The sequence below is a fragment of the Candidatus Melainabacteria bacterium RIFOXYA2_FULL_32_9 genome (assembly GCA_001784615.1).
Classification (GTDB): Bacteria; Cyanobacteriota; Vampirovibrionia; order Gastranaerophilales; family UBA9579; genus UBA9579.
The window spans coordinates 1-18,013 of record MFRQ01000030.1; the positions used below are offsets into that span (position 1 = coordinate 1).

At 30.4% G+C, this 18,013-nt stretch carries 17 protein-coding genes, 1 tRNA gene and 1 pseudogene; 5 read left to right on the top strand and 14 right to left on the bottom strand.

What is annotated here, in order from left to right:
- The 3 genes and pseudogenes from A2255_06975 to A2255_06985 form a co-directional block, all read right to left on the bottom strand.
- Nucleotides 1–385: pseudogene (locus A2255_06975) on the bottom strand (hypothetical protein).
- A 288-nt stretch (nucleotides 386–673) separates the two neighbouring features.
- On the bottom strand, nucleotides 674–1,339 hold the full coding sequence (locus A2255_06980; protein ID OGI22695.1) for a hypothetical protein: 666 nt from the start codon (nucleotides 1,337–1,339) through the stop codon (nucleotides 674–676).
- 122 nt (nucleotides 1,340–1,461) lie between these two features.
- Nucleotides 1,462–1,983: a hypothetical protein gene (locus tag A2255_06985; GenBank protein ID OGI22696.1), complete on the bottom strand. Its 522-nt coding sequence runs from the start codon at nucleotides 1,981–1,983 to the stop codon at nucleotides 1,462–1,464.
- A 253-nt stretch (nucleotides 1,984–2,236) separates the two neighbouring features.
- On the opposite strand from A2255_06985, the gene A2255_06990 reads away from it, so the two are divergent.
- Nucleotides 2,237–3,289, top strand: coding sequence for a 3-oxoacyl-ACP reductase (locus A2255_06990; GenBank protein ID OGI22697.1), 1,053 nt, complete (start codon nucleotides 2,237–2,239; stop codon nucleotides 3,287–3,289).
- 2 nt (nucleotides 3,290–3,291) lie between these two features.
- Here A2255_06990 and A2255_06995 read toward each other — a convergent pair whose 3' ends face one another.
- Nucleotides 3,292–3,909: a hypothetical protein gene (locus tag A2255_06995; protein ID OGI22698.1), complete on the bottom strand. Its 618-nt coding sequence runs from the start codon at nucleotides 3,907–3,909 to the stop codon at nucleotides 3,292–3,294.
- A gap of 122 nt (nucleotides 3,910–4,031) precedes the next feature.
- Nucleotides 4,032–4,220 carry a hypothetical protein gene (locus A2255_07000; GenBank protein ID OGI22699.1) on the bottom strand — a complete coding sequence of 63 codons (189 nt, stop codon included), beginning with the start codon at nucleotides 4,218–4,220 and terminating at the stop codon, nucleotides 4,032–4,034.
- Nucleotides 4,221–4,573: 353 nt separating this feature from the next.
- Between A2255_07000 and A2255_07005 the strand changes: the two genes are divergently transcribed.
- Nucleotides 4,574–5,452, top strand: coding sequence for a hypothetical protein (locus A2255_07005; GenBank protein ID OGI22700.1), 879 nt, complete (start codon nucleotides 4,574–4,576; stop codon nucleotides 5,450–5,452).
- Between the two features lie 310 nt (nucleotides 5,453–5,762).
- Here the strand turns inward: A2255_07005 and A2255_07010 are convergent, their stop codons facing one another.
- Nucleotides 5,763–6,905: a hypothetical protein gene (locus tag A2255_07010; protein OGI22701.1), complete on the bottom strand. Its 1,143-nt coding sequence runs from the start codon at nucleotides 6,903–6,905 to the stop codon at nucleotides 5,763–5,765.
- 247 nt (nucleotides 6,906–7,152) lie between these two features.
- Here A2255_07010 and A2255_07015 point away from each other — a divergent pair.
- Both A2255_07015 and A2255_07020 read left to right on the top strand, forming a co-directional pair.
- A tRNA-Arg gene (locus A2255_07015) sits at nucleotides 7,153–7,226 on the top strand.
- A gap of 265 nt (nucleotides 7,227–7,491) precedes the next feature.
- Nucleotides 7,492–9,261 carry an ABC transporter gene (locus A2255_07020; GenBank protein OGI22702.1) on the top strand — a complete coding sequence of 590 codons (1,770 nt, stop codon included), beginning with the start codon at nucleotides 7,492–7,494 and terminating at the stop codon, nucleotides 9,259–9,261.
- A 52-nt stretch (nucleotides 9,262–9,313) separates the two neighbouring features.
- Here the strand turns inward: A2255_07020 and A2255_07025 are convergent, their stop codons facing one another.
- The 6 genes from A2255_07025 to A2255_07050 form a co-directional block, all read right to left on the bottom strand.
- Nucleotides 9,314–10,963, bottom strand: a complete 1,650-nt coding sequence (locus A2255_07025; GenBank protein ID OGI22703.1) for a hypothetical protein — start codon at nucleotides 10,961–10,963, stop codon at nucleotides 9,314–9,316.
- A gap of 95 nt (nucleotides 10,964–11,058) precedes the next feature.
- On the bottom strand, nucleotides 11,059–11,925 hold the full coding sequence (locus A2255_07030) for a glucose-1-phosphate thymidylyltransferase (GenBank protein ID OGI22704.1): 867 nt from the start codon (nucleotides 11,923–11,925) through the stop codon (nucleotides 11,059–11,061).
- A complete protein-coding gene (locus tag A2255_07035; GenBank protein ID OGI22711.1) occupies nucleotides 11,922–12,722 on the bottom strand; it encodes a dTDP-4-dehydrorhamnose reductase in 801 nt (266 codons plus the stop codon). The genes A2255_07030 and A2255_07035 overlap by 4 nt, the downstream gene beginning before the upstream one ends.
- 43 nt (nucleotides 12,723–12,765) lie before the next feature.
- Nucleotides 12,766–13,749 (bottom strand): dTDP-glucose 4,6-dehydratase, encoded by a 984-nt coding sequence (locus tag A2255_07040; GenBank protein ID OGI22705.1) that lies wholly within the window; start codon nucleotides 13,747–13,749, stop codon nucleotides 12,766–12,768.
- Between the two features lie 17 nt (nucleotides 13,750–13,766).
- Nucleotides 13,767–14,321, bottom strand: a complete 555-nt coding sequence (locus tag A2255_07045; GenBank protein OGI22706.1) for a dTDP-4-dehydrorhamnose 3,5-epimerase — start codon at nucleotides 14,319–14,321, stop codon at nucleotides 13,767–13,769.
- A 244-nt stretch (nucleotides 14,322–14,565) separates the two neighbouring features.
- Nucleotides 14,566–15,453, bottom strand: a complete 888-nt coding sequence (locus tag A2255_07050) for a hypothetical protein (GenBank protein OGI22707.1) — start codon at nucleotides 15,451–15,453, stop codon at nucleotides 14,566–14,568.
- A 145-nt stretch (nucleotides 15,454–15,598) separates the two neighbouring features.
- Between A2255_07050 and A2255_07055 the strand changes: the two genes are divergently transcribed.
- Nucleotides 15,599–16,111, top strand: coding sequence for a TspO protein (locus tag A2255_07055; protein ID OGI22708.1), 513 nt, complete (start codon nucleotides 15,599–15,601; stop codon nucleotides 16,109–16,111).
- Between the two features lie 404 nt (nucleotides 16,112–16,515).
- On the opposite strand, the gene A2255_07060 is transcribed toward A2255_07055, so the two are convergent.
- Together A2255_07060 and A2255_07065 are read right to left on the bottom strand one after the other, a co-directional pair.
- The gene (locus A2255_07060; GenBank protein OGI22709.1) at nucleotides 16,516–16,986 is read right to left on the bottom strand and encodes a hypothetical protein; all 471 of its coding nucleotides are present in this window, start codon (nucleotides 16,984–16,986) and stop codon (nucleotides 16,516–16,518) included.
- A gap of 42 nt (nucleotides 16,987–17,028) precedes the next feature.
- Nucleotides 17,029–17,571, bottom strand: coding sequence for a hypothetical protein (locus A2255_07065; protein OGI22710.1), 543 nt, complete (start codon nucleotides 17,569–17,571; stop codon nucleotides 17,029–17,031).
- Nucleotides 17,572–18,013 lie beyond the last annotated feature (442 nt).

The following is an 18,013-nucleotide window of genomic DNA, read 5'->3' on the forward strand; positions in this document are numbered from 1 at the left end:
CTGGTATAAAGTCATTATTGCCTACTAATAGGCAATAATCCAGTTTAGAAGTATTTCTAAAAGTATCAAGACTATTTAATAAAGTATTTTTATTTTTTGTAATAAGGTATTCGTCATAATAATGGGCTATATATAGTTTTGAAGCTTGAATTGTTTGCTGTCTTAAATTATTTAATTCTTCCTGGTATTTTTGCTTTACTACTAAAGCACCAAAGTTCAGCTCACTTTTTGAACTATCAAACATATTCTGATTAATAATAGTTGTGGAGAAATTCGCCACAACTATAAGTGGAATAACGGTTATAAACAAAACAAGAGTTAAGAGTTTTGTTGTAATAGTATCAATAAATTTTAGATGAATTTTTAAACGATCAATTAGATTCATTTCAGTTTTCAAGAAATCCACACATATATTCTAAATATGTTTTTTACTAAGGACAGCGGAAAAAATCATTAAAGATTTTGATGAAAAATCTTTTGTGATTTTTGTAGGCTGCTTCCTGTGCTCAGCTATTAAACGAGTAATAAAAAATTCTTACGCATTTTTTATTACGTCCTTATTATATACTAGTATTGAGGATCCACCCAATAATCTGAATAGTTGAAATTTATTAAATGCAGATGCTATTAATAAAGCAGTAAATTGGTTTTTGCAGAATCTTAAAATAAAAGGTTAAATTAGTTCCTGTTTTCTAAGATTTTCTTTTATTTTATCAAGACCGGATTGAATAATTCTTGAAACTCTGGATGAAGAGATTTTCAAATCGTCTGCTATTTCTTTTATTTTTTTACCTTTATAAAATCTTGTTTCCAGAACCATTTTTTCTCGTGGTGGTAGATATTTCATAGCATTTTTAACAGCTTTATTAAGCTCTCTAAATTCGAGACTTTCTTCAGGAGTTAAAGAAGAATCTTTTATTTGGACTGGATTTTCTGCATCTGCAAGATCATCTATAGAAAGTATAGCTCCATAAATAACTTCTCTAATTTCAGATTGGTCTAATTCCTCTAGTTCACCAGAAGATTCAAGTACTTCTTTTGTATCTTCTTTATGAGATGGATGTTTGAATGCATACCACTTGTATCTGCGTCTAAGCTCATTTCTGATAGCCCATTTTATGGCTGTTGACATATAAGAAATATTAAAATCATTGTATTTAGAATTAGTAAGAATAACATATACAGCGATCGCACCAATATTAACCAGTTCCGAATAGTCAATCAGGTGAGACGATGTCTTCAACCTTGTATATTCTATTCTAGCTATGGTTTCAATCAGTTCTATGTAGTCATTTACAGTTTTTTCTGTTGACTTATTTAAAGGTTCTGACGTTTGCATATGCTTTCAAAAATATTTAACTGTTATTTAAGTATTTTACAACATATTGATTATTAAAATAAACATATTAATTTTAAAATAAATTTTAAAATGTTATATCAGGATTATTATAAAGAAATAACCTAATAACCGGCAAATTTATGTCTCATAATTCTCTCTTCCTGTATTATTCTTCTTATTAAAAATATTAAATGAATTGGAAATAGGATGGTCAGGGTTATCCATGCCTCACATATTAGTATTATTGCTATTAATTCAGGTATAACATTTAGAAAATAGTTAGGATGACGAAAATATTTGAAAATAAAACCTTTATTTAAGCAATGATCCTTAGCTATTATCAATTTAAATGTCCAAAAGTTGCCTAATTGATATATTACAATACAAAGAAAAAGAGTTGAAATTATGTAAACTATTATTCCCAGCTGGGTTATAGTATCGAATGAGGTTTTTCTTATAAGTCCTTCAACAAACGCTGAAAAATAAAATATAGTGTGGGAAAACATCAAAATAATACTGTGAGATTTTCCATATTCAACAGCACCAAAAAGTTTTAGGTTTCTTTCATTTTTATTTGAGATTAAGAAACTAATTAATCTTATAAGTACGGCTATACAAAAAGTTAAAACAATTTTTATTTCCATATATTACTAGTTCTTGAAAAGTAATTTAAGGCTTTTGGTAATATCCATTACCTAACTTAAGTCATCGCTGCATTCTTTTAAACATACAAACATAATTTAAAGCTATTGGTTTTCGTTGTAGCACTATTAAGATTTTATAGCAGAATAAAATACTCGATTATATTAATCACAAGAATAATTTATTCTGCTTTTTTGTCTAATAATATTAATTTTTATAACATCTTTATATTGTTGAATTATTGAAAGGAAAACTGTGATACATAAAATTATTTCTGTAGCTACAGCAACACCTGATTACAGATATAAATCAGAAGAAATAATTGAATATGTGAGAAAATGGGTTAAGAATCAGCCAGAGTTATACCAAAAAAAGATCATTAAAATCTTTGAAGGAGCTCAAATAGATCAAAAATATAGTATTTTACCGATAGATCAAATCTTTTCTCCAATGTCACTAGAAGAAAAGAACAGGCACTATATAAATTCAGCAATTAATTTGGGCACAAAAGTTCTTGATAAGTCTTTAAAAAAAGCTGGATTGCAAGCAGAAGATATTGATTACATTATAACCACAAGTTGTACAGGGTATATGATACCTTCTTTTGATGCATATTTAATAAATAATTTTAAGTTTAAACAAAATGTTCACAGGCTTCCCGTTACAGAAATGGGATGTGTTGGTGGTGTTGCAGGTTTAATTTATGCAGATCACTTTATGAAAGCCTATCCCGACAAGAACGTAGCAGTTATTTCAGTTGAAATACCAAGTATTACGTTTCAATATAATGATTTTTCTATAGATAATATTGTGGGATCAGCTGTTTTTGCCGATGGAGCAGCTTGTGCAATTCTTGGTCCAACTAATAAATTTGCGCCGGAAATAATTGATACTCAAATGTATCATTTTCCAGATACAACGGATATTCTTGGATTTGATCTTACAAATAGTGGATTTAAAGTCGTTTTAAGTGAAAAAGTGCCCAATAAAATTATCGAGCACTTTGAAAATATTACAGTTCCTTTCCTTGAAAGAAATAATCTAACTCTAAAAGATATTGATAACTTTATATTTCACCCGGGAGGGAAAAAAATAACTTTAATGTTAGAAGATTTACTGGATAAATTTGGCAAGAAAATTACCGAATCAAAAGAAATTATGAGATTTCACGGAAATATGTCCAGTGCAACTGTATTATTTATCTTAGAAAGATTTTTGCAAGAAGACATAAATACAACTAAATATGGGCTTATGCTAGGTTTTGGGCCTGGTTTTACAGCACAAACCATTCTTTTAAAATGGTATTAACTTTACACCGTTAATAATGTGTTTATTTCAGGAATAGTAGTTCTAAGAAGAGTCACAATAGTATTTATTTGTTGGTTTACTGATGTTAACTGGTTAATTTGCGGCGCAACACTTCTAATTAACGTTGCTATTTCAGGATTAATTCTTAATAATGTTGAAATATTCTGAGCATTATTAGTAAGAACCAATATAACAGTACTTAAATCCTGATTTGATAATCTTAAATTAGCTAATTGATTATAATTGTTGATAAAGAAGGTTTGAGCAGCCTGCAATTGCTGAGGACTTAATCCTATTCTAAGTGTTGATGGATCAACATCAAAATATGAAAGAACAGCATTTATTTGATCTTGTGAAAGAGTAAGATTTGGAATTACATTAATGTAATTGGTTATAAATGAACGAATAAGTTCCAATTGTTGTTGAGTAGTGCCTAGATTTACAGTAGGAATTGTGTTTAGAGTGTTTCTAACTATATCCGGTATTTTTGGTATCCCAAAAGCTTGATTATTTTGGGCTTGAGCCTGATTTAGAGATATTCCAGCTGTAATTATAATAAGTAAACCTGCTTTTGTCATAACTTTTACTAAGCAGGCTGGGTTTATTCTGGATTTTGTCATAAAATATTCTCCTTTTATTAGCCTTAATTTTCAAATTTTTAATGTTGCTCAGGTAAATTTCAACGCACAAAAGGCTAATAAAAAGGGTTCTTACGGGTTATATTTTAAAATCATTTATAATTTTATATTAAATTCCAGACCATTTGATAAGCAAAAGGTTCTTGTCTTTTGATTCTTTTAAAATCTTTAGTTACTTTTTCCACACATAAAGCGCAAACCAGCTTATCTTCTATTTCGATCAATAATTTTTTAATTTCATTTTTCTTGTCATGTTTATAGTCTGTAATTAATGTAACGTACTCTATATTCATAAAATTCCCTCAAATACTCCTTAGATAAGATAACAATATCAATATGGATTTGCAGGGGCAAATTTGTTAAGAAAAGATTATTTGCTGGTTATAAGAAGTGCCAAAGGCACATATATAAGGTTGAAATAGTTAAAGACTTTAATAGTGTGACTGAGTCACCTACAAAAATACCTATTGGATTTTTCATCAAAATCCATAAGTATTTTTTACGCTGTCCTTAGTAAATACTGGTTTTAAACCAACTCTTAGTAACTAGAGTTTTTAGCTGTTTAAATCAGAAAACAATGGGACAATATTCTGAAATTCTTTAATTACAATAAGAATAATCTTGCATAAAATAATTAATCTAGTGGATGCAGTTAAATGACTTAATTTGTTTTATATTTATATGTGATATAAAGGTATTTAAATTTTTAAGCATAAGAAATATGATAAAAAAGGTTATTAAATTTACACTTATAGTATTAGTTATAGGTTTTTTGTCCAATATAATTACTTTTTCAGCAAATAAACCTTTAGTTAAGCTTGGGAATTTTGAGACAAAGCCAGGAAGTCTATTTTTTAGCAGTGAAAGTTTTAATGTATTATCAGAATTCAATCTATTAATTCTAATAAATAATATCGATTCAGGTTTATTATCTGTTAAAAATACGTTAAACTCGATATTTTATCCTGGTAACAATTTTAAAATCGTTATTGATCCAGGACATGGGGGAGTTGATCCTGGGACAACCCAGGGTGGTATTTATGAAAAGGATATAAATCTTTCCGTTGCTAAAAAATTAAAAAACCACTTGGTAAAACAGGGTTTTCAGATTGTTATGACAAGAGAAGATGATAGAACTCTCTCGTTAAAACGAAGGGTGAGTATTGCTAAATCTGAAAAGCCTGATATGTTCATAAGTATTCATGCAAATTCATCCTGGGATAGAAGTCTGGAAGGCGTTGAGATTTATTGGAATACGTTTCAAAGTAAGCACCTTGCAGAAAGAGTGGAAAAAAGTTTTATAAATATGGCATTAGCTGATAGTAATATAATGACTTTAAGATCCAGATATTATGTAATTCGTAATGCTAATTTTCCTGCAATACTTGTTGAAATTGGATATATGTCAAATGAAAATGAGAGATATAAGCTTTTAAGCAAGAAAAAGCAAAATATAATAGCAAAAGCAATTGGAAAAGGAATTTTACAATATTTTAACAGTAAGAAGGATACTACTAGCAGTTAACACATTATTTATAATGCTTGCTTAGAATTATTTAATGATTAGTAATAGATTTCCAATATTTGCAGTTTTCAGTACTTATAAAACTTTGAAAATCGTTAAAACTGTCATTACGAGGAAGCAGCAAAGCTGCACCATTAAAGTCTATAATCATAGTTTTAATACTAAGATTGATGAATTTAAAAAGGTGACTGTGTCACCGTGGTAATCTTTCCGATGTTCAACAGATAGATTGCCACGCCTGCGTTGCAGGCTCGCAATGACATGTTTATATTATTGATACATGTTCATATTTTCTAAGCAAGCACCTTATTTATATAATTTTATTCTGGCTAAATATGTTATATTTCTGGTTAAATATCTCTATTTTTTCTAAAACTATATTTGGGGAGATATTCAAGCAAGGAGGTGTTATATCATTTTCTTTGATATTAGCGAATTTGCAGTTCCAGTTGCACTGGAAGCAATTCATAGGTTTATAGATACATTCAACGATGTCACTAAAATCATCCCAGGGTAAAAATCTCTTAAAATGTCCTCCTGAAAGTATGCAAATTGTTGGTATTCCTGACAAATAAGCTAAATGTGTAAGTCCTGTCTCATTTCCAATAACCAATTTTGCGTTTTGAATAAGTCTTATTGCTTCTAAAAGAGTTGTTTTATTTATCATATTTATTAAATTGGGATGCTGCAAATTTACCTCACTTGTACCAAGAACTATAATTTTTAGATCTTTAGGTAAGTTATTCAATATGATTTGCCAGTTTAAGTCGGGATATTTTCTGAAATACCTTGCTGAATCTGCCATTATAACTATATAGTCTTTAAGGCTCGAATTTTTTACAATTGAACTGCTAAAAAAGTTTAAATAATCATCTTTAGTCACTTCAAGCTCTTTGTCAAAGGCATATTCAAACAGAGTTTTTATATGCTGGCTAAAGTGAGTATCGAACTTACCAGCAATGCGAAAATTATCATTATGTATAATCTTAAAATTCTTATCAAAAGAATAATCAATAGAATTTGAAAGTAGGGATTCTCCTTGGTAAGCTAGTTTTTCGTTGATAGGTAGCCTTTGAGCAAGTTTCATAAACCTTGTTGGTCTATAAGGAATTGTAACCAATAATCTTTTAGGTATAGTTCTATTAGGAGAAATCTCATTTAGTTTTGTATATCTATATTTAGGGCTTCTAAAAAAGCTTTCAACCTGAATATCAACAGACTTGATTTTGGGTAAAAAATGCTTGAATATTTCAGCATTCTTACCGCAAAGAATTAAAATATCTTCATCTGTTAATTGAGAATAATAAGGAAGTTTTAAAAGGGAATCTCCTATTGTACGATCCTCAAGGCAAACAGTAGTATTATTTGTGGCAGGATTTAGTGTTTTTAAAATAAAATCGTCCAGGGTTGTATTAAGAAACTCAATAACATTGATTAGCCTTTTCTTTAGCATTCTCAAACCCTCTGATTATAATTTGCCAGTATATTTAAGTAAGGCATGCTATTGTTATTATCGATATTTATCAATAGGCATGAGGTTATAATTTCTAAAATTATTTGACTTTATCCTGATAAACAGGATTAAATTTTCCAGTATAGAAAACAGAGGTTATTTATAAAAAAGTTGATGAGTTATAATTTATTTTGAAATATTAAATTAATAAATCAGCTAAATGCTAAAATTGATATAAATCTAATCTGTGCCTGTAGCTCAGTTGGATAGAGCGCCAGTCTCCGAAGCTGTAGGTCGGGGGTTCGAATCCCCCCAGGCACATTCTTTATTTGCAAGGATTTTAATGGATTTTTAGAATTTGTGCTCTGCTGCAAAATTATCTCAGTTGGGTTTAGATGCTGACTTTTATCTATTCTTTGACTGGATTTTTGACAATAATGCGTTTATCAGTTAATAAGAATTCGGATGAATGATAGTGATCAAGATTTTTAATTATTTTAAGAGAAATTTAAGATAAACAGTATTTTTCTGACCCGAATTAAATTTTGTTGTATATTAGGGTAAAGTAAATACTGGAAAGTTTTTTATGCAAGAACAAGATCGTTTAGTTTATTATTACAAAAGAATTTACCCATACGTTAAACCATATTTATTCAGAGCTGTATTAGGTTTAATATTGGCGATTCCAATAGGTGCTCTTGAAGCAGTAGTTGCATTGTCCTTAAAGCCTTATATGGATGTGGTTATGGTAGAGAAAGATATGAGGCTTTCTTACTATATACCTTTTGCAATCGTAGGTTTTACTGCTGTTCAAGCAATTTTGAACTATATTTCCACATATATGAATACCTGGGCAGGAAGTAAGATTACTCTAGGATTAAAGGCTGAACTCTTTAAAAAACTTTTATCCTTTGAATCAAGATATTTTGACAAAGGTTCATCAGGACTTGTTATTACAAGATTTTCCAGTGATGCTGATTTAGCTTCATCAGGTGTAATAGGTAATATAAAGACTCTTGTTACAAGAGTCTGTTCGTCTGTTTCACTTGTAGGAGTGCTTTTGTACAACTCTTGGCAGCTTGCAATTATTGCTGTTGTTATTCTTGGAGGTGCTTTTGCACCTGTTTATTTAATTAGAAAAAGACTGAGATATATTTCTAACGAAAATGTCAAAATTGGAGGAAGGATAATATCAAGATATAATGAGACGTTTGCAGGAAATAGAATTATAACTTCTTATAACTTGCAGGATTATCAATACAAAAGATATAATAATTTCCTGCATGAAGCGTTTAATCTAAGTATGAAAATGATAAAAAGTACAGGATGGCTGACTCCTCTTGCCCATTTTGTTGCATCAATAGGAATAGCTAGTGTTATTGGTTATGGAAGCCATCTTATTGTTACAGGGCAAATTACAAGTGGAAATTTTGTATCATTTATAACAGCTTTACTCCTTTTATACCAACCAGTTAAGAGCCTTGGTAATACTTATGTTGATCTTAAAAATGCACTATTAGCAATGGAAAGGGTTTTTGATATTCTCGATCATCAGCCTGAAATAAAAAATAATCCTAATGCTGTAAAAATTGGCTCTATAAATCAACAAATCAGCTTTGAAAATCTATGGTTTGAGTATAATGAAGGTACTCCTGTTCTCAAAGACATAAATTTAAATGTGAGAGTAGGTGAAACTATTGCTCTAGTTGGAAATTCGGGTGGTGGCAAGACCTCCTTTGTTACTTTAATCCCAAGATTCTATGATGTAATATCAGGCAGAGTTGCAATTGATGGAATAGATGTAAGAGATATTGATTTACAATCCTTAAGAGATAAAATTGCTATAGTTTTTCAGGATAATGTACTATTTGAAGGTACAATCAAAGACAATATCATCATAGGAAAACTTGATGCAACTGAGGAAGAAATACAACGAGCAGTAAAAGGTGCTTATTTAGAAGAGTTTATTGCTGGTCTAGAAAAAGGACTTTATACAGAAATTGGTGAAAGAGGTGTTCTGTTATCAGGCGGACAAAGACAGAGAATCGCAATAGCAAGAGCCTTATTAAAAAATGCTCCAATAGTTATTCTTGATGAAGCTACAAGCGCCCTTGATAATAAATCAGAAGCTATTGTACAAAAAGCCATAGAAAGTTTAATGCAAAATAGAACCGTTTTTGTAATAGCACATAGACTTTCCACTGTTAAAAATGCCACTAGAATTGCCGTTATTAATGAAGGACAGATTGTGGAAGTCGGAAATCACGATGAATTAATGCAAATTGAGAATGGAGCTTATAAAACCCTATACCTGACCCAATTTAAAAATAAAGAGGAAGATTATCAAATAGTTTAATTCAAATAGAAAAGTTCTAACACAGGCTTGCAATTGGAGTTTATCCTGGAATTTAATCAATTCTTATAGCAAATCCGGTTTTTTTACCTGAAAAATTGGGATTATGAAAAGGATCTTCTGGTAAAACCTGTTCCCAGTTATCAAGAAAATATTTTATTTCTTGATTAAGGGAATTCTTATGTTTACCCCTTCTTGAAACTTTTTCATAGTGATAAAGAAGACTATGGGGACAAAATGCATTGTAATAGCCTTTATTAATAAGCTTTAGAGAAAAATCTATATCATTCCACTCTACAGCCAGTTCTTCTGTTAGCCCTCCAACTTCCTCGTATTTATCTTTAGAAATCATAATGCAAGCTCCAGATAAGCAGCTACATTCTCTTGGCAAGTCATTATAGTTTTTATAACCTGATTTTTTACAATCCATAAGGCTGTTAATATGATTTGTGCCTCTTTTTCTGGTAATTATACCTACATGTTGGATTTTATTATTTGGATAGAGTAATTTGGGACCAACCGCACCAATTTGAGGTAATTGAGAAAGTCCTAACATAGATTCCAGCCAATCAGGAGTGATAACTTCAGTATCATTATTCAGTAATAATAAATATTCTCCATTAGCAATTTCGGCTGCCATATTATTTAATTTTGAAAAATTAAAATCGATATTAGCATTTAAGACTTTGTGTTTTGTTTTTTCAAGATAATTCAGAGTTTCAGGCTCATTGCTTCTGTTATTAACAAGAATTAGCTCATAATTTTTATAAGTTGATTTTGATTCAATGCTATTTATACACTGTTTTAGGTAACTAACTTTATCTTTAAAAGGAATAATTATCGAGATTAAAGGCTGGTTTTCAGGATAAAATTTAATTAAATTGCAGTTTTTTTGTTTGTAATCAAGAATTTTTGCATTTAAATCACGCTCTTTAAGCTCATTTTGTACAATATTTATTGTAGAAATATTTTTAGATCGATTATGATTAGAAAAATGCTTATGATATAGAATATCTGGAACTCTTTTTATCTTTAACACCTGTCTTGTAAGCTTTAAAACAAGTTTATAAATCTCTTGATTAGTTATTTTAATGTTTCTAAGCTCGTTTATTAAGATATCATTTATTTTTATAGTTAAAAGCCCATTAAAATAGTTATGACTAAGTAGCAATAAAGGAGAATATTCAGGTTTAAAATAAGGTTTAACTCTGATACCAAGTAAATTTATGATATCATTATCAGAATAAATGATATCATAATCAGGTTTTTGATTTATCAGATTGGCTATGGAATTTAAAGCAAAAGAAGAAATTACATCTTTTTGTTCTACAAAGCAGATGTGGGTAAAACTTTTCTCTAAAATTTCGTCAATAAGGTTTTCGCTACTAACAAAAATTTCATAATTATTATAAACTTGCTTATTAAGAATGTTTTTTAGTTTGTTAAAATCTGTTTTATTAAAGCTATCCTCAAAAAAGTAGATAATAGCAAACTTTGTTGGAGAATTTTCAATAGGATTTATGCTTTTATTATAATTATTAATTTTCCAAATAGCATACCTGATTGAGCTATCAGAACTCAGTGCTTTATCAAGTAATGAGATACAGGCACTTTTAAGCTTTATGCTGCTTTTATTAAAATCTCCTTTTAAAAGATCAACAGCAAAATCTCGAAATATGATTGGATATTCTTTTAGCTTAGGCATCTGACTTACTCATTTTTAATACTACTGGAGATATTTTATATATTTTAGGTTTGAGTTCTTAAGCACATTTTAATAAATTAGAATTAGCAGAATAATTATTCATTAGCAACATTTAAAAGATATTTGCCGTAATCCGTTTTTTCCAGAGCTGTAGCAAGTTTTAAAAGTTGGTCTTTGTCTATGAAACCTTTTTTGTAAGCAATTTCTTCAAGACAGGCTACTTTTAATGCCTGATTATTTTCTATGGTTTCTACATAATGAGCTGCTTCAAGAAGGGATTGATGAGTTCCTGTATCTAGCCAGGCGAAACCACGTCCGAATATCTCAACATTTAATTTTCCAAGTTGTAAATAGATGTTATTAAGATCAGTGATTTCTAATTCTCCTCTTGGTGAAGGTTTGAGGTTTTTAGCAAATTCTACAACTTTATTATCATAAAAGTATAATCCAGTTACGGCGTAATTTGATTTTGGTTTTTTAGGCTTTTCTTCTAGCGATAGGACTTTCCCGTCTTCATCAAACTCGACTACTCCAAATCTTTCAGGATCTTTTACTCTATAACCAAATACTGTAGCACCGTTTTCTCTATTTACTGCATTTTTGAGCATGCTTGAGAAGCCCTGGCCGTAGAAAATATTGTCTCCAAGAATAAGAGCTACATTATTATCTCCAATAAACTCTTCCCCAATGATAAAAGCCTGAGCCAGGCCATCAGGAGAAGGCTGAACGGCATAAGAAATGGATAAACCCAGTTCATTTCCGGTACCAAGAAGCTGCTCGAAACGGGGTGTATCTTCAGGGGTGGATATGATAAGAACTTCTTTAATTCCAGCAAGCATTAAAACAGAAAGAGGATAATATATCATTGGTTTATCGTAAACAGGTAAGAGCTGTTTTGATACGCATCTTGTAACAGGATAAAGTCTTGTTCCACTCCCTCCGGCTAGTATAATCCCCTTCATACCTCACTCCTTATTTTTATATACTGTTCAATAGCTTTTTCCCAATGTTGACAAATTCCCTCATTATTCATAACAGAATAAGCGGGTCTCTTTGCGGGTCTTGGAAATTCATCTGTAGTTACAGGTAATACTGGTATTTTGATGTCCATAAGTTGGAATATTTTTTTTGTAAATCCATGCCAGGTGGTCTCACCTGATCCACAGGCGTGATAGATTCCATAAGGATATATTTCTTCTAAAATTTTAATAACAGCCTCAGCAAGGTCAACAGTCCAGGTTGGACAACCTTTTTGATCATTAACTACTTTTAGTTCAGGTTTTTCCCGTCCCAATTTTATGATTGTTTCAACAAAATTTTTACCTTTATGTCCATATAGCCAGCTCGTTCTTGTTATATAGTGTTTTGGATTATATTTTTGAACAGCAATTTCCCCTGCAAGCTTTGATTTTCCGTAGACACTTTGGGGATTTGTTTTATCATTCGGCTCATAAGGAGTATTGTTAGTTCCATCAAATACATAATCAGTGCTTATATATACAAGAGGAAGCTCTAAATCTCCTGTGATTTTAGCTATATTTTCTGTACCCGTTTCATTTATTAAAAAAGCTGTTTGAGGATCACTCTCTGCGCCATCAACATTGGTATAAGCGGCTCCGTGAATTACAGCATCACAGGTATTATTTTGAAAAAAGGTGTTTACATCGTCATATTTAGTAATATCCATATTATGAATATCAGTTTCAATGACTAAATAGCCTTTATCTTTTAATAAAGCAACTAAATCCTGCCCGAACATTCCTTTTGCACCTGTAATTAGAATCTTTTTCAACTTTGGCTCCTTAAAGAACGGCTGTTTCTTTTTTATTTTGAAGGTTTTCAATCCATTCTTGGTTATTCAAATACCACTGGATAGTTAGTTTTATTCCTTCTTCAAAGGTTACACTAGGACTCCATCCAAGTTCATTCTGAATTTTAGAACTGTCTATTGCATATCTTCTATCATGACCTAATCTGTCTTCAACATAATTTATCAAAGATTCAGTCTTGTTAAGTTCTTTAAGAAGGAGTTTTGTTATTTCAATATTTGGTTTTTCGTTATTTCCACCAATATTGTAAACTTCACCTTCTTTACCTTTATGTAATACTGCATCTATCGCACTGCAATGATCATAAACATACAACCAGTCTCTGATATTCATGCCATCACCATAGACTGGAACTTGCTTATCCTGCAATAAATTGCTTATAAATAATGGGATAAGTTTTTCTGGATATTGATATGGACCATAATTATTTGAGCATCTTGTAATTAAAACAGGCATTTTAAAAGTTTCAAAATATGCTCTTGCTATTAGATCTCCACCTGTTTTACTCGCTGAATATGGGCTATTCGGCGCTAATGGAGTATTTTCCGTAAAATACCCTGTTGGTCCAAGAGATCCATAAACTTCGTCGGTTGATATCTGTATATATCTGCCTATTCTGAATTGTTTTGCAGCTTCTAACAGAGTTTGTGTTCCAAGAACATTTGTCTGGATAAATATTTCAGGTCCGGTAATGCTTCTATCAACATGAGATTCTGCTGCAAAGTTTATACAGCAATCAACTCCTCCCATAATTGATGTTACAAGCTTTTTATCACATATATCTCCGTGAACGAAGGTGTAATTAGGATTATTTTCTATATCTTTTAGATTTTCTAAATTTCCTGCATAAGTTAAAATATCAAGATTGATAATTTTATAATCAGGATATTTGTTTAGAATATGCCTTACAAAACAACTGCCTATAAAGCCCGCTCCGCCTGTAACAAGAAGTTTCATTATCTTGAATTCTCCTATTAATAAACAAAATTATTATCTATATCTTTTAATAAAGGTTGTTTTAAGTCTTTCTCCGAAATAATAAAATTATCAATCTGCCAGTTTATACCGATTTCAGGATCATCCCATCTTATTCCTCTATCGTTTTCAGGAGAATATTCTTCTGTGACGCTGTAAATAATCTCTGCATCGTCGCTTAAAACAAGGAAACCATGAGCAAATCCTTCAGGAATAAACAACATTTCTTTATTATCTTCTGATAATATAACACCTACCCATTTTCCAAAACTTGGAGAACCTTTTCTGATATCTATTGCGACATCAAAAATTTCACCTCTAATGCATTTAACAAGTTTTGCTTGAGCTTTGGGATTCTTTTGGTAATGTAATCCCCTTAGAACTCCTTTTGAAGACTTGGAGTGGTTGTTTTGAACGAATATTTGAGGAATTCCATTTTTACGAAACTCTGAATATTTATAGGTTTCTGCAAAAAAACCTCTGCTATCAGAAAAAACCTTTGGTTTTATTAGAATAACTTCAGGAATATCCAATTTTTTGAATTCAAGAGGCATTTTAAAATTTCCTTTAATTCCAACAATATAATCATATTATAAAAATTAGAAATTAAAAAAGTAAATGTAATAGACTCAAGTTGCTACTTAAATAATTTTGAATGTCATTGCGAGCCATGAATCGTGGATAGCCAGCATCAATTATTCTTGCGTGGCAATCTCTAAACAATAAATTTATGTAGGTAGCAACTTGAGTCTATAATAGATAAGATACATAATATAAACTATAAAAGTTTATGGAGTTTTATTTATCAGGATTTTCCTTGGTGAAAAAAGCTATACCAAGGTTGTTATATGCTTCAGCATAATTTGGATTCAATTCAAGAGCTTTTTGATAATAGTTTATGGCTTTATCTAACTCATTTTTATCTCTGTAAATATTACCCAGATTAAAATGTGCTTTAGCATTACGGGGATTTACTTCCAGTACATTTTCAAAACATTTTACCGCATTATCAAGATCGTTTTTGTCGATATAAGTTTTAGCAAGGTTAAAATAGGCCATTTCGTATGTAGGCTTCAATTTCAGAGTTCTTTTGTAATAGAATATAGCCTCATCCATATCACCTTTTTCTTTTAACACATTTGCAAGGTTAACGCATACGTCAGCATCTCTTGGGCTTATGTCTAAAGCTTTTTCATAATGATAAATGGCTTTATCTAAATCATTTTTATTTTTATAAACAATTCCCAGATTATAATGAGCTTCCAATTGATCTGGATTTAATTCCAAAACTTTTTCATAATAGGCTATTGCCTGATCAATGTCGTTAATACTTCTATATGCTAATCCTATACTAAAATATAACCCAAAGTCTTCGGGCGCAAGTATTAAGGCTTGTTTATAACTCATTATTGCTTCTTGATATTCTTTTTTATCAATATAAACATTTCCAAGATTTTTATAGAAATAAGCTGAAGGGCTTATTTCCAAGGCTTTTTTTATGTATTTGACAGCTTCATCATATTCTTTAAGCTGATGTAAAAGTATTCCAAATAAATTTAAAGCGTTTGTGTTATCTGGATCTTCCTGCAATACACCTCTATAAATGATTTCTGCTTCCGGGAACCTTCCAGCCTTGTGATATTCTAATGCTCGATTTAATTTATTGGTAATTTCCTGATTAGACATATATTTCATTCCTTATTTATAGTATTGGAGTTAAATGTATTTTATCATAATGATTGAAAACCTTTATAATTAGATTGGATGAGTTTATCATTATTCACCACTTTTGGCATGACAATACGGCTGAATGAAAATATAATACCCTGATATGCAAGAGGTGTTTTTTATGAAGAAAAGATGGTTAAACGCTGCAAGGTTGTTAGGTAGTATCCTTATTTGTCAGTTTGCCGGATTACTAGGTAGTGTATTTACAACTTCTGGGTCTTTGGGTTGGTATAATGACCTTTTTAAACCTGATTTTACTCCGCCTGATTGGGTTTTTGCGCCTGTTTGGACGATTCTTTATACTTTAATGGGTATTTCTTTATATTTAGTTTGGAATCAGGGTCTGAATAAACCTATGATCAGGACTTCTTTGATTTTTTTTGGAGTTCAACTTGGGCTAAATGTTTTGTGGACGCTTGTTTTCTTTGGTTTACACTTTATAACCGGAGGGTTAATTGTCATTATACTTCTCTGGATTGCTATATTTACAACAATATTCATATTTTCAGTTATATCTAGAGCTGCAACTATATTACTTCTTCCATATATTGCATGGGTAACTTATGCAGCTTATCTTAATTTTGAAATATGGAGATTAAATGTATGGGAATATTAAAGTTATTTAATTGTAATATTCAATAACAGGGCTTGCGCAAACAGGATGTCATGCCGGACTTGATCCGGCATCTATCCAATTATCATTTATAGCTTAGAATTGAAAAGGATTTCTAAGATTACTAGCAAATGTCATTCGCTAAAATCCAAGATAAATGACTTCTTTAGAGAATTTTAGAAATTATTTATCTTTATTTCTATATTTAGGACAATCTGCGTAAGGCCTGTCAATAAATAACCTGAGTCGCTAGTTAGCTAAAATCAGCATGAATATTGAGTAAAAATTCTCAAAAATTATAGAGAACTGCAAAAGAGGCGAAGCCTCTTTGCTACCAATGGGTGGCTGTGGGTGGGTGTTTTGAGAATTTTTACTCAAATTAACTAGTGACTGAAGTTAAATAGCTATTATTTAGCTATACGCCAAAATTTTATTTTATAGTAGTTATTATAGGAACAGTAAGTTTCTCCTACTGAATAATAGTTGATTTTATTACTATCATATGAAGAATTTGATGGAGGGCTTGCTAGACATTTATGTAAAAGCGATATGTCTCTTGGATAAGTGCTTCTACAATGATTCGCATGATTTGTATCACTTCCTGTTTTTGAAACATTACCTGTCTCAATAATTTGTCCATCCTTATCAAGAAATTCTATCTTTGTTAGTTTATTATTATCACTTTCATCTTTTTTTAGCATAAATTGTAATTTGTAACCTGTTGGACTATTTTGTAAGGTAATCGTTAATTGATCATGAGAATAAGGATTATCCCAATTTTCCAAAGACCTATCACTATAAGCTAAAGCTAAATTAATACATAAATAAAAAGCAGTAATTAATGATAAAGCTAAAAGTGTTTTATTTGTTTTAATCATGGGAATACTCCTTAGTTATTTGAGGTATCTGTCTAATTTTATTTAAAGTGTACCAGCATGTCTAGAAAGTTCTTTTAGAGCTGTTTCTAAAATTTTTAGACTATATTTATCGACCAGAATCCAGCTTAAAATCTCATCTTGAGATTTCTCAAGAGTCTGAGAAATTTTTTCCAGAACAGATTTAGGCATGCCTCTTTTGCCTGTAATAATTTGATTTAAACTGCTCTGGCTATAATTTATCTGTTTTGCAAGAGCGGTTCTGGACATATCTTTTTCTTGAAGTATTTCATCAATTTTGGTTGTAAGAACAGACTTTCTTTTATACGGAAATTCTTTTTTTATCTGGATAGTACGTTCAATAATTTCTCTTGGATATTTATCAGCAAGAATCCATCCCTCAAATTCCTCTCTTGATACTTCCAGAATGGGCAAAAGTTTTTCTATTAGGTCTTTAGGAAAGGGATTTTTACCTCTAAAAATATTATTGAGATAACTATCATCATAATCTACAAGTTTACTTAATTTGTAGTAAGAAATATCTTTATTTTTTAAAATACTATCTGTTTTAGCTTTAATTATAAGCATTTTGTCCCTTTTTTGTTAAGTTTTTATACTTGAGAAATTTTGAACTTGACTTGTCTCTTTATATCGTTTATAGTTAGAATGCAGAAAATCATTTTTTATTCAAAGGTAAATAATAAAAAATATCGCCCTAAACAAATTAGGGTTGGTTTTTGTATCCTCAAGAACTAATCATAGCATAAATGAAAGGATTATTATTATGGATAAGGATATTGCCAATATTCAAGCCGTAGGAACAGATTTAAAAATGTCGATTGATGACTTGATTTACCATATCAAAACCATCAAGGAAGATGTCGAAAAACTAAAACAAAGTAAAGACAAAAATATTTCAAATGCCTGATTTACCTATCCGTTTTTGATATATTATTAACAACAATAAAAGGTTTTAGACTTTTCTGTGCAAGATCAAAAAAATTATTCTTAAAATTAAGCAATTTTAAAT